The sequence below is a fragment of the Acidovorax sp. sif1233 genome (genome assembly GCF_019218755.1).
Taxonomy (GTDB): Bacteria; Pseudomonadota; Gammaproteobacteria; order Burkholderiales; family Burkholderiaceae_C; genus Acidovorax.
This window is the reverse complement of record NZ_JAHUWZ010000005.1, coordinates 190,602-202,935: the sequence shown is the minus strand read 5'-3', so window position 1 is coordinate 202,935 and position 12,334 is coordinate 190,602. Positions and strand designations below refer to the sequence as shown.

Annotated in this window: 10 protein-coding genes; 7 read left to right on the top strand and 3 right to left on the bottom strand. The window is 70.1% G+C overall.

Annotated elements, in window-relative coordinates; genetic code table 11:
* The first annotated feature begins 74 nt into the window (after positions 1-74).
* Positions 75-1,004, top strand: a complete 930-nt coding sequence (locus KW843_RS17830; protein WP_218296495.1) for a LysR family transcriptional regulator — start codon at positions 75-77, stop codon at positions 1,002-1,004.
* Positions 1,005-1,028: 24 nt separating this feature from the next.
* On the opposite strand, the gene KW843_RS17825 is transcribed toward KW843_RS17830, so the two are convergent.
* Positions 1,029-3,104, bottom strand: coding sequence for an acetoacetate--CoA ligase (locus tag KW843_RS17825; RefSeq protein ID WP_218296494.1), 2,076 nt, complete (start codon positions 3,102-3,104; stop codon positions 1,029-1,031).
* 106 nt (positions 3,105-3,210) lie between these two features.
* On the opposite strand from KW843_RS17825, the gene KW843_RS17820 reads away from it, so the two are divergent.
* From KW843_RS17820 to ubiM, 4 genes are all read left to right on the top strand, one after another.
* Positions 3,211-3,816, top strand: coding sequence for a TetR/AcrR family transcriptional regulator (locus tag KW843_RS17820; RefSeq protein WP_218296493.1), 606 nt, complete (start codon positions 3,211-3,213; stop codon positions 3,814-3,816).
* A 249-nt stretch (positions 3,817-4,065) separates the two neighbouring features.
* Positions 4,066-4,983, top strand: coding sequence for an alpha/beta fold hydrolase (locus KW843_RS17815; RefSeq protein WP_218296492.1), 918 nt, complete (start codon positions 4,066-4,068; stop codon positions 4,981-4,983).
* 230 nt (positions 4,984-5,213) lie between these two features.
* Positions 5,214-5,645 (top strand): hypothetical protein, encoded by a 432-nt coding sequence (locus KW843_RS17810; protein WP_218296491.1) that lies wholly within the window; start codon positions 5,214-5,216, stop codon positions 5,643-5,645.
* A gap of 196 nt (positions 5,646-5,841) precedes the next feature.
* Positions 5,842-7,167, top strand: coding sequence for a 5-demethoxyubiquinol-8 5-hydroxylase UbiM (gene ubiM, locus KW843_RS17805; protein WP_218296490.1), 1,326 nt, complete (start codon positions 5,842-5,844; stop codon positions 7,165-7,167).
* A gap of 102 nt (positions 7,168-7,269) precedes the next feature.
* Here ubiM and KW843_RS17800 read toward each other — a convergent pair whose 3' ends face one another.
* Together KW843_RS17800 and KW843_RS17795 are read right to left on the bottom strand one after the other, a co-directional pair.
* Entirely contained in the window at positions 7,270-8,082 is an 813-nt protein-coding gene (locus KW843_RS17800; protein ID WP_370628516.1) for a class I SAM-dependent methyltransferase, read from the bottom strand.
* Positions 8,083-8,427: 345 nt separating this feature from the next.
* Complete coding sequence (locus tag KW843_RS17795; RefSeq protein ID WP_218296488.1) at positions 8,428-9,192, bottom strand: zf-TFIIB domain-containing protein; 765 nt, start codon at positions 9,190-9,192, stop codon at positions 8,428-8,430.
* A 156-nt stretch (positions 9,193-9,348) separates the two neighbouring features.
* Between KW843_RS17795 and KW843_RS17790 the strand changes: the two genes are divergently transcribed.
* Together KW843_RS17790 and KW843_RS17785 are read left to right on the top strand one after the other, a co-directional pair.
* Positions 9,349-10,638, top strand: coding sequence for a solute carrier family 23 protein (locus KW843_RS17790; RefSeq protein WP_218296487.1), 1,290 nt, complete (start codon positions 9,349-9,351; stop codon positions 10,636-10,638).
* Between the two features lie 144 nt (positions 10,639-10,782).
* Entirely contained in the window at positions 10,783-12,312 is a 1,530-nt protein-coding gene (locus KW843_RS17785; RefSeq protein WP_218296486.1) for an acetyl-CoA hydrolase/transferase family protein, read from the top strand.
* Positions 12,313-12,334: the final 22 nt, after the last annotated feature.

The window sequence follows — 12,334 nt, the reverse complement described above, 5'->3', positions numbered from 1 at the left end:
AGGCGAATGTAGGCAGCGGGCACCCATGCTGTCTAATATTAAAAATTCACAAACCGATATTTGTTTGGTATCCCATGAACCTGCGCCAGCTGCGCCAATTCGTCACCCTGGCGGAAACCGGCAACTTCCACCGCACCGCCGAGCTGCTGCACATGGCCCAGCCGCCCCTGTCGGTGTCCGTGCGCAAACTGGAGGAGGAACTGGGCAGCCGCCTGTTCGAGCGCCACAGCACTGGCGTGCGCCTGACGGCCGAGGGCCAGGCCATGCTGCCCGAGGCGCACCTGGCGCTGTTTCATGCGGAGCGCTGCCGCCAGGCCGTGGCGGACGCGCGCGAGGGGCTGGGCGGCCTGCTGCGCCTGGGCATCATCGGATCGGCCACCTATGCCCTGCTGCCGGAGCTGATCCCATCCGTGCGGGCGCGCTACCCGCAGATCGAGCTGGAGCTGTCGGAGGCCACATCGACCGAAATCCTCGACGGGCTGCTGGCGCGCCGCTTCGACGTGGGATTCGTGCGCTACCCGGTTCTGCACCCCGAGCCGTTCGAGCTCCTGCCCATGGACCGCGACGATTTCGTGCTCGCCGTGTCCGCGCACGGCCCGCTGGCGAAGCGCCACGCGATCGCGCTCTCGGAAGCGGCGGGCGAGCCCTTCATCATGTACCCGCAGGACAAAGTGCCCGGGCTGTCCGCCCTGGCGCTTCTGCGCTGCCAGCTGTCGGGCTTTTCACCCCGCGTGGCACAGGAGGCCATGCAGGTGCAGACCATCATGAGCCTGGTGGCCGCGGGCCTGGGCGTGGGACTGGTGGCGGGCGTCGCGCGGCTGGTGGTGCCGCCCGGCGTGAAGTGCCTGGCGCTCACCGACAACCCGCCGGGCTTCAAGGTGGGCATCGCGCTCGCGCGACGCGCGGGAGAGGCCAGCCGGCTCGTGGAGCGCTTCATCGAGCATGCGATGGGCTTTTCCAGCGTGCCCCGCCCCGGCCCGGATATGGATCAAACCGGGCTGTAGCGTACAGCCCGCAAGCGCGGGCAGCTATGTATTTTGCACTTCTGCCGCGCGCTCGGCGGCAAGCGCCACATACCAGTCCAGGCAGCCCGGGTTGGCCATGGCGTCCTTGTTCACCACCTTTTCGATGGGCTGGCCCAGCAGCAGTTTCTTGATGGGCAGCTCCTGCTTCTTGCCGCTCAAGGTGCGCGGCACCTCCGCCACCGCGAAGATGTCGTCGGGCACGAAACGCGGGCTCAGCGCCGTGCGCACCGCGCCGTTGATGCGGGCGCGCAGGGCCTCGTCCAGCGTGTGGCCGGGGCGCAGCACCACGAACAGGGGCATGTAGCTTTCGCGGCCCAGGTATTCCAGGTCCACCACCAGGCTGTCGAGCACCTCGGGCAGGGATTCGACCGCGCTGTAGATCTCGCTCGTGCCCATGCGCAGACCGTGGCGGTTGATGGTGGCGTCGCTGCGGCCGTAGATGACACACCCGCCGTTGGCGCCGATCCTGAGCCAGTCGCCGTGGCGCCACACCGCGCCCATGCGCGCGGGGCCATCGCCGCCGCCGGGCTGGCGGCCGTGGCCAGGCGGGTACATGTCGAAGTAGCTCGACAGGTAGCGTGAACCGTCCTTGTCCCCCCACAGGTACAGCGGCATCGACGGGATGGGCTGCGCGCACACCAGCTCGCCCACCTCGTCCATCACCGGCACGCCCTCGGCATTCCAGGACTCCACGGCCGCGCCCAGCATGCGGCATTGCATCTCGCCGGGCACCTGGGGCATCTCGCGGTTGCCGCCGATGAAGGCGCCGCAAAAGTCGGTGCCGCCCGAGATGTTGTTCCACCAGATGTCGTGCGTGCCCAGGGCCTCGAACTGCGCCGTGCCCCATTCCTGCACCTCGGGCGACAGCGGCGAGCCGGTGGTGCCCAGCGCGCGGATGCGCGTGAGGTCGCCGTATTCGGCCAGCGTGATGCCCGCCTTCATGCAGTTGGCAAAAAACGCCGCGCCCGCGCCGAAGAAGGTCACGCCCGTCTCGGCCGCGAAGCGCCACAGCACGCCCCAGTCGGGGTGGTCCTTGCTGCCGCCGGGGTTGCCGTCGTAGATCACGCAGGTGGTGCCCGACAGCAGGCCCGAGAGCTGTGCGTTCCACATCACCCAGCCCGTGGAGCTGTACCAGTGGTAGCGCTCGCCGAAGCTGTTGGGCTCGTAGCTGCAGCCGATGTCGTTGTGCAGCACCTTGAGCTGCAGCGCCACCAGCACCGTGCCGCCGTGGCCGTGCACGATGGGCTTGGGCAGGCCCGTGGTACCGCTGGAATACACGATCCACAGCGGGTGGTCGAACGGCAGCCACATCGGCTCGAAAGCTTCAGTTGCAGCATCATTTCGGGCTGTAGCGCTCGTCCAGCTTGCGTAACCAGCTATCGAAACAGAAGCATCCAGATTGCCCAGCAACACCGCGTGCCGCACGCTGGGCAGCGCCGCGCGCAGCTCGGCCAGCACGCCGGTGCGGTCGTGGTCGCGCCCGCCGTAGGTCACGCCGTCCACGCCGATCAGCACCTTGGGTTCGATCTGGCGGAACCGGTCGAGCACCGCATGGGTGCCCATGTCGGGCGCGCAGATGCTCCACACGCCGCCGACGCTCACCGTGGCGAGGAAGGCCACCATCGCCTCGGGCACGTTGGGCAGGTAGGCGGCCACGCGGTCGCCCGGCTCCACGCCCTGGGCCTTCAGGTGCAACGCCAGCGACGCGACCTGGCGGCGCAGCTCGGGCCAGCTCATTTCGCGGTGGTGGCCCTTTTCGTTGCGGCTGATGATGGCCGGCAGGCCAGCGGCATGCGCCGCATCCACATGCCGCAGCGCCTGCCGCGCGTAGTTGACCTGGGCGCCCGGGAACCACAACGCGCCGGGCATGGTGTTCTGGCCCAGCACGGCGGTGTGCGGCGTGGGCGACTCCAGCTTGAAGTAGTCCCACACGCTTTGCCAGAAGGCATCGAGCTCGGTGGTGGACCAGCGCCACAGGGCGTCGTAGCTGTCGAACTGCAGTCCGCGCTGGTCGCGCAGCCAGTCCTGGTACAGGCGGATCTGGGGAATGAAAGGCGGGGTGTTGTGTGTTGTCTCCATGGCGACGCAGCGTACCAGCGGCACGGGGCGCAGGCCAGCCATCCCCGTCACCCGCTTGACAGCAGGGGGAATTCCGCATTTCGCACAATCGTGCTAAATTAGCGCCATGGATGCAAAGACCCAGAAATCGGAACTCACCCGCGCGGCCATCGTGGGCGCGGCGCTGGACCTGGCCGCGGCCGAGGGGCTGGAGTCGATCACCCTGCAGGCGGTGGCCGACCGCGTGGGCCTGTCCAAGAGTGGCGTCTTCTCGCGCGCCGGCTCGCGCGAGGCGCTGCAGAAGGCGGTGATCGAGGAGTTTGGCCGCCGCTTCCTGGCCGATGTGTTCGTGCCCGCCATGCAGCACCCCAAGGGCCTGCCGCGCCTCAACGAGATCGTGCGCCGCTGGATTGCCCGCACGCGCGACGTGGAGGCCTTCACCGGCTGCATCTATACGGCGGGCGCCTTCGAGCTGGACGACCGCGACGGCGAGCTGCGCGACCTGCTGCACGCCGAGATCACCCGCTGGCGCGCGGCCCTGCGCCGCACGGTGATCCAGTCCATCGAGGCCGGGCACCTGCCCCCCGACACCCCGCCCGACCAGCTGGTGGGCGAGATCTATGCGATGGCCATGGGCCTGTTGCACGACGTTCGCTTCCTGCGCGATCCGCAGGCAGTGCAGCGCACCGAGGCGTCCTGGGCGCGCCTCGTCAAGAGTTATCAGACCGCCTGATCCTCCCCTCCGCTTGTTCTTGCGCGATGGATGCCTCTTGTTTTTCTTTGCCCCAATTTCGCACAACCGTGCGAAGAAAGGAACCACCATGCTGATCATCTTGGGTATCGCCGCCATCGTGGCCGCGGCGGGCGCCGTCCGGGCGCTGCGCCAGACACTCGCCCGCCTTCCGCGCAGCAACCGGGACTGGATCTTCTACTGACCGTCCACCGCGTCCGCCCCCCATTCCCTCCCTTTCCGGAGCCCCCCATGAACGCCTCCCCTTCCTCCTCCACCGCCCTGCAGGCCACGTCCAGCTTCTACGGCGAACACCCCGGCATGCGCCTGCTGCGCGTGGCGCTGGGCACCACCGAGCGCCTGTGGCCCGCGCTGGCCGTGCGCGCGGCCTACCGCCTTTTCGGCACGCCCCTGCCCCTGCGCAAACCGGGCCGCAGCGCCGTGCCGCCCGGCCACTGGCGCACGGAACGCTGGCCGTTCGAAGACGCCGAGATCACGCTTTACCTGCCCCAGGCCCAGCCGCACGGCCCCACGGTGCTGCTGCTGCACGGCTGGGGCGGCCACGCGCGCCAGATGCTGCCGCTGGCCGGCGCCCTGGCCGCGCGGGGCCTGCGCCCGGTGCTGGTGGACCTGCCCGCGCACGGCGGCAGCCGGGGCCGCGTGAGCAACCTGCCGCAGTTCGCGCGCGCCATCGAATACGCCACCGCCCGCCTGCATGCGCAGGATTCGGCGCCCAGCGCCGTGGTGGCCCATTCGCTCGCGGCCAACGCGGCGGCCCATGCGGCCAGCCGGGGCCTGGCCACCGGGCGGCTGGTGCTGCTGGCGCCGCCCGCGTCGCCCCACGAATACACGCGCCTGTTCGCGCAGGTGTTCGGCCTGTCGGAGCGCACGCGCGCTTCCATGCAGCGGCGCATCGAGGCGCGCGAGGGCATCCTGATGCGCCAGTTCGAGCCCCCGGCCGTGGGTCCGCGCATCGCGCTGCCCACCCTGGTGGTGCACGACCGGGGCGACCGCATCAACCGCTTTGCCGATGGCGAGGCCTACCGCGACCACATTCCGGGCGCCACGCTGCTGGCCACCGAAGGGCTGGGCCACCGCAAGATCCTGCAGCAGGATGGCGTGCTGGCGGCCGTGGCCGATTTTGTGGCGGGCCCGGGCCATCCACGCTGACGGGCCCGGGAGCCAGGGGGCCCGGCGGGGGCCGTGCGGCGCAGCGTGCGGTGCGGGGTGGCTCGGCGCACTGCCGCGCGGTGTCGCCAACAGTTACAGCCGCAAGGCGAACAGGACGCGGCCAGCGCCTATCATCCGCAGTCGTGCGTGCCCCCAGGGCCGCTCTTGCCGATGATTCACCGGTGTGCTGCCTGCCACCGGTGGCCCCACGCCGCTACCTGTTGTCTCCGATGCACGCTCTCCTGTCCGCCTGGCCCGCCCTGGCCCTGCTGTTGCCCGCGCTGGTGCTGGTGTCGGCCTTCTATTTCCTGGCCAAGGGCGACCGCCGCGCGTTCTCGCACCTGCTGGCCCTGCTGGCGTGTTTCCTGATCGGCGCGCTGCTGATGGAGTTCTTCATCTTCATGGCGGCGCGCATGGCCCGTTCGGGCAGCCGCGAGGCCGTGCTGGGCGCCGGCACCCGCCAGCTGCTGGAAACCATGGCCAATCCGCGCTCCATCACCGCCCCGCCCCTGTCGCTGGCGGCCGTGGCGGCCTACAGCGTGCTGGCGTCGTACCTGTGGCTGCTGGTCACCTGGGGCCTGCACCTGCGCGGCAAGCCTGCCGGCGGCGCCGGAAAGAAGAAAGCGGCCAAGCGCCCGCCGCGCAAGCCGGCCCGGGCTTGATCCACGGGCCTTGGGGTCTTTGGGGCCCCTAGCGCTGGATACATCAGCGCCGACAGCTATATATTTAATAGCATACCCTGCGCGCACACTTGACGCAGGGCAACCCCCGGCGCGCGGAGCGCATCCACAATGGCAGGCGATCCCCTCCGGTCGCGGGGGTGCGTACCAGGCTGTCCACCTCCTGCCTTTTCCTGCCATGACTTCCTCCTTCTCCTCCTCCTCCCACAGCCATGTCCTCATCGTCGGCGCGGGGCCCGCGGGCCTGTCGCTGGCCATTTCCCTGGCCCACGCCGGTTTCACGGCCACGGTGGTCGAGCAGCAGCCCCAGGCCGCGCTGGCCGCCCCCGCGCCCGACGGTCGCGAGATCGCGCTGACCCACCCCAGCCGCGCCACGCTGCAGCGGCTGGGCACCTGGGCGCAACTGGCGCCGCACGAGACCGGCGCCATCCGCGAGGCCCAGGTGCATGACGGGCCGCTCGGCCAGCGCAGCGCGCTGCAGCTCGACGCCCAGCGCTCGGGCCACGGGGCGCTGGGCTTCATGGTCCCCAACCACGCGCTGCGCCGCACCGCCTATGCGGTGGCCGCGCAAACGCCCGGCGTGCGCATCGTCACCGGCGCCCAGGTGACGCGCGTGGCCACCCTGGCCACGCATGCCGAGCTGGAGTACCGCCTGCTTGCCCCCACAGACACGGCCCCGGACGCGGAGGCCCCTTCACCCCAGCGCCTGCAGGCGCCCTTGCTGGTCGCGGCGGACAGCCGCTTCTCGGTCACGCGGCGCCAGCTGGGCATTGGCGCGCGCATGGCGGACTTCGGCCGCACCGTGATCGTCTGCCGCATGCGCCATGCCCGGCCCCATGGCGGCGTGGCGCACGAGTGTTTCGGCTACGAACGCACGCTGGCCATCCTGCCCCTGCCGGATGCGGTGGATGCCGCAGATGCAGCCGACACGGCCGGCAGCCCGCACCTGTGCTCGGTCGTGGTCACCGCAGGCGCTGCGGATGCCGCCACGCTGATGGCGTTGCCCGCCGACGCCTTTGCCGCCCAGGTGCAGGCGCAGTTCGACAACCGCCTGGGGCCCATGCAGCTCGACGGAGAACGCCACGCCTACCCGCTGGTGGCCGTGTACGCGGAACGCTTTGCCGCCCACCGCTGCGCGCTGCTGGGCGACGCGGCCGTGGGCATGCACCCGGTGACGGCCCACGGCTACAACCTGGGCCTGGCCGGGGTGGAGCGCCTGACCGCCGCCCTGCTGGCCGCGCGCGGCCAGGGCCGCGATATCGGAGACAGCGCAATCCTGTCCGGCTATGGACGCGCGCACCACCACCACGCATGGCCGATCTACGAAGGCACGAACGCCATCGTGCGGCTGTACACCGATGCCCGCCCCCTGCCCCGCCTGCTGCGCCAGCTGGTGCTACAGGGCGCCCGGCGCCTGCCACCGCTGCAGGCGGCCATCGTGGGGCAGCTCACCGGCAAGCCGCCCGCGTGGACCGAGCTGCTGGGGCGCCTGGCACGGCAGTGACACGTCCGCCCCCGGCAAGCCCGCCGGCCGCCACCGGGTGCCGCCCCCTTTCCACGCGCGGAAGGGAAGAAGTGGCAGCGCCCGCGCCCACGCCACGGGCGCTCAGGGGGTGGTGACTTCCAGCTCCACCATGCCGTACAGCGGCGCGCCCAGCCAGGGCCACCACAGGGTCTCCAGCGCCAGGCCCGCCCAGCCATAGCATTCCGCCACGCTGTGCGCGTGCCGCAGCGCCAGGCGCGGGTGCGCGGCGGACAGGTCGGCCAGGCGTGCCAGGCCCCAGCGGAACTCGGCCCCCGTGGGCCCCACGCTCGCGTGCCGGCCGGCCGTGCCCACGGCCCGGTGGGTGAGCACGTCCAGCACCAGGCGCGAGCCCGGGGGCGCGCACTGCGCGAACTCGTGCAGCACCGCCTGCACCTGGCCTGGCTCCAGGTACATGAGCACGCCCTCGCACACCACCAGCGCGGGCGCCGCTGCCGCCCCGCTCCCCGCCGCGCGCGGCGGCAGGCCCAGCCGGTGCCACCAGCCGGGCTGGGTGATGTCCGCCTCGGCCAGCCGTGTGCGCGGGCACCGCGCGGGCAGCAGTTGCCGTCGCAGCGCCATCACCTCGGGCAGGTCGGCGTCGAGCCAGTGGTTGGCGCCGGTGTCCAGCCACTGGAAATGGTGCGACAGGCCGCAGCCCAGGTTCACGCCCTGGCCCCCGGGGTGCCTGAGGAAGAAGCCTTGCGCGGTGTCCCGGATGATCCGGGTGCGCCACAGCACGTTCAGCACGGTGGGCAGGTCGTTGAGGTAGGGCTCCACATCGGTGCCCAGCCGCTCCAGCAGCCCGGCGGCCACCGCATCGCCGCAGGCCAGCCAGGGAAAGTAATGGTTGCCCCGCGCCCGCGCCGCCAGCGGGATGAGCAGGGTGCTGGGCACGGCGGGCAAGGGCGCGTGCCGCAGCGGGGCCGGTGCCGCGGCGCTGCGTGGCGCGGGCACCCGCCCGGCGGATGCCCGGGGACGGCGTCGGCTTCGGTGCGGCTGCAGCGGCAAGATCGTCTCCTCCTGTGGTCGCAGGGGCGCCCCGTTTGGCGGAATGGATGGACGGGAGCAGGCAGTACGGCGGCCACGCGCACAGGCTGCTGGCCGCCACGGGAGACTGCGGCGACGGACTGGGGCCGCCGGGAAGTCTGCGAACGCCATTGTGGTCCGAACCCGGTCCGGTGTGCCCATTTCGCAGGGCCGCGCAAGGGTATATGCAAACGCGGGAAATGGCCGGCGCGGCTACACCCGCTTGGTCAACACCTCCCAGACCAGCGAGACGCCCGCGGCCAGCAGGTCGCCGGTGAAGGAGTCGCCATCGCCATCCCGCGCGCCGCTGAAGGCACTTTTTTGCCGCTCGCGCTCGGCCCGGCTGCGGTCGCGCTCCAGCGCCACCAGGGCATCGCCAATGTCCACGGTCGCCGCCGGCGTGCCGTGCGCGGCCTGGGCCGGGCGGGCGCCAGCCCGGGCGTAGCCCTCCATCGCGCGCACCACGGCATCGGGGTCAATGAGCGAGAACGCCGCGCGGCAGTAGGGGCAGGCGTGGTCCTTGCGGATGTCCACGGGCGCGCCGCAGCTGGTGCAGTAGATGGCGCCCACGCGCCGGGCCAGGTCGTCGATCTCGGGGCGCGTCATGTGGCGCACGAAGCCCTTTTCGACCATGAAGGAGGAAAAGGTGCTGAACCGCCCGTGCTGGCGCGCGCAGCGGTAGGTCATGTAGCGGCCGCTGCGCACCACGTCGAAGCCCTGGTCCAGCGCGCAGCTGCAGCGCGGGCAGGCCATGCGCGCCTGCAGCGGGCGGTGTTCATGGGTGCGGTGTTCGTGCAGCAGGCGGAACAGGTCCACCACCGCCTGGGGCGAGAGCTTGAGGTTCTCGTGCCGGTCCAGCCAGAGGCCCTGGCAGGCGTAGCAGATGTCCAGCTCCAGCGTGTGCCCGGTGTTGCTGGTGAACGAATGGGCCTCCATGGGCTGGCGGCACGACGGGCAGGATGGGGCGGATGGCGGCATGGTGGACGTCGGGTGAGGGCCGGCCCTCTTGCCCGCCGTTGTGAGGCAGCCATCCTACCGTTCCCGCCGCCTCGCACCTTCGCCTGGCGAAGTTCATCGCCCACGTGCGCATTCATCCACTAGCATTCGCGCCTCGAACTACAAGGAACAACACACATGGGATTCATGAACTGGCAAGAAAAAAGCGCGGCCGTGCTGCAGCAGGGCGGAGTGATCGCGCCCGACGAACGGCTGCCCTGGCCGCAGACGGCGGCGATGGGCGTGCAGCACGTGATCGCGATGTTCGGCGCCACGGTGCTGGCGCCCATCCTGATGGGGTTCGACCCCAACGTGGCCATCCTGATGAGCGGCGTGGGCACGCTGATCTTCTTCCTGGTGACGGGCGGCAGGGTGCCCAGCTACCTGGGTTCGAGCTTTGCCTTCATCGGGGTGGTGATCGCGGCCACGGGCTATGCGGGCAAGGGGGCCAACGGCAACATCGCCGTCGCCCTGGGCGGCATCATCGCCTGCGGCCTGCTCTACACGCTGATCGGCGCGCTGGTGCAGGCCATCGGCACGGGCTGGATCGAGCGCTTCATGCCGCCCGTGGTCACGGGCTCGGTCGTCGCGGTGATCGGGCTGAACCTGGCGGGCATTCCGATCAAGAACATGGCGGCGAGCAATTTCGACAGCTGGATGCAGGTCGTGACCTTCGTGAGCGTGGGCCTGGTGGCCGTGCTCACGCGCGGCATGGTGCAGCGCCTCTTGATCCTGGTGGGGCTGATCGTGGCGAGCATCATCTACGCGGTGCTCACCAACGGCCTGGGCCTGGGCAAGCCCATCGACCTGTCGATCCTGGCGAACGCGGCATGGGTGGGCATGCCCAACTTCGCCGCGCCGGTGTTCGACGGCAACGCGATGCTGCTGATCGCCCCGGTGGCCATCATCCTGGTGGCGGAGAACCTGGGCCACATCAAGGCCGTGACGGCCATGACCGGCCGCGACCTGGACCGCTACATGGGCCGTGCGTTCATCGGCGACGGCGTGGCCACCATGGTGAGCGGCGGCGTGGGCGGCACGGGCGTGACGACCTATGCCGAGAACATCGGCGTGATGGCCGCGACCAAGATCTATTCCACCGCCGTGTTCCTGCTGGCGGGCGTGTTCGCGCTGGTGCTGGGCTTTTCCCCCAAGTTCGGCGCGCTGATCCAGACCATTCCGCTGCCGGTGATGGGCGGCGTCTCCATCGTGGTGTTCGGCCTGATCGCCGTGGCCGGGGCCAAGATCTGGGTGGACAACAAGGTGGACTTCTCGCAGAACAAGAACCTGATCGTCGCGGCCATCACGCTCATCCTGGGCACGGGCGACTTCACGCTCAAGTTCGGCCAGTTCGCGCTGGGCGGCATCGGCACGGCCACGTTCGGCGCCATCCTGCTGTATGCCTTGCTCAACCGCAAAGCGGCGTAATCTGCGGACGTGAGCGGACGTACCGCATTTGTAAGGGTTAACCCTTAATTTGTAAGGAACGACGGCTAGCATCCTGGGTTTTGTCCACGGGGCCATCCGCTCACCGGGCGGGTGGCCTCTTTTCTTTTTTTGCGGAGTTTGTTCATGTCCCTGGCCGATCGGGTGCTGTACCCCGACTTTCTCTCCCGCACCATGTCCGCCGACGAGGCGGCCGCCCTGATCCCTGCCGGTGCCCATGTGGGCATGAGCGGCTTCACCGGCGCGGGCTACCCCAAGGCCGTGCCCGGCGCGCTGGCGCGGCGCATCGAAAGCCTGAACGCGCAAGGCCATGGTTTCAAGATCGGGCTGTGGACGGGAGCCAGCACCGCGCCTGAGCTGGACGGCGCGCTGGCCCAGGTGGACGGCATCGAGATGCGACTGCCCTACCAGTCCGACCCCACGGTGCGCCGCCAGATCAATGCGGGCCACATGCAGTACGTGGACATCCACCTGTCGCACGTGGCGCAGTTCGTGTGGTTCGGCTTCCTGGGCAAGCTCGACGTGGCCGTGGTCGAGGTGGCGGGCGTGTTGCCCGACGGCCGGCTGATTCCCTCGTCCTCGGTGGGCAACAACAAGACCTGGCTGGACCAGGCCGACAAGGTGATCCTGGAAGTGAATGCCTGGCACAACCCGGGCCTGGAAGGGATGCACGACATCTACTACGGCACCGACGTGCCGCCACACCGCAGGCCCATCCCGATGACGCGGCCCGACGAGCGCATCGGCGAGCCCTACCTGCGCTGCGACCCGTCCAAGGTGATCGCGGTGGTGGTGACGGACCAGCCCGACCGCAACAGCGTCTACGCCGCGCCCGACGACACCTCGAACCGCATCGCGGGCCACATCATCGAGTTCCTGCAGCACGAGGTGAAGAAGGGCCGGCTGCCCCGGGACCTGCTGCCGCTGCAGTCGGGCGTGGGCAACATCGCCAACGCGGTGCTGGCGGGGCTGAACCACGGCCCGTTCGAAAACCTCACGGCCTACACCGAGGTGCTGCAGGACGGCATGCTGGACATGCTGCGCTCGGGCAAGCTCGCCAGCGCCTCGGCCACCGCCCTGTCGCTCAGCCCGGCGGCGATGCAGGACTTCAACGAGCGCATCGAGTACTACAAGCAGCGCATCGTGCTGCGCCCGCAGGAGATCAGCAACCACCCGGAGCTGATCCGCCGCATGGGCCTGATCGCGATGAACGGCATGATCGAGGCCGACATCTACGGCAACGTGAACTCCACCCACATCATGGGCTCGGCCATCATGAACGGCATCGGCGGCTCGGGCGACTTCGCGCGCAATGCGTACCTGTCGATCTTCATGACGCCCTCGCTGGCCAAGAACGGCTCGATCTCGTGCATCGTGCCCATGGCCTCGCACGTGGACCACACCGAGCACGACGTGCAGATCCTCGTCACCGAACAGGGCCTGGCCGACCTGCGCGGCCACTCGCCCACGCAGCGGGCCGAGCTCATCATCGACCGCTGCGCGCACCCCGACTTCCGCCCGGCCCTGCACGACTATGTGGCCCGCGCCAAGCGCGGCGCCGTGGGCCAGCACACGCCGCACCTGCTGGGCGAGGCACTATCCTGGCACCAGCGCTACGTGGAGACGGGCAGCATGCGGCAGAGCGCGCCCGCCTGACCAGGCCCCGGCCGAATCCCCC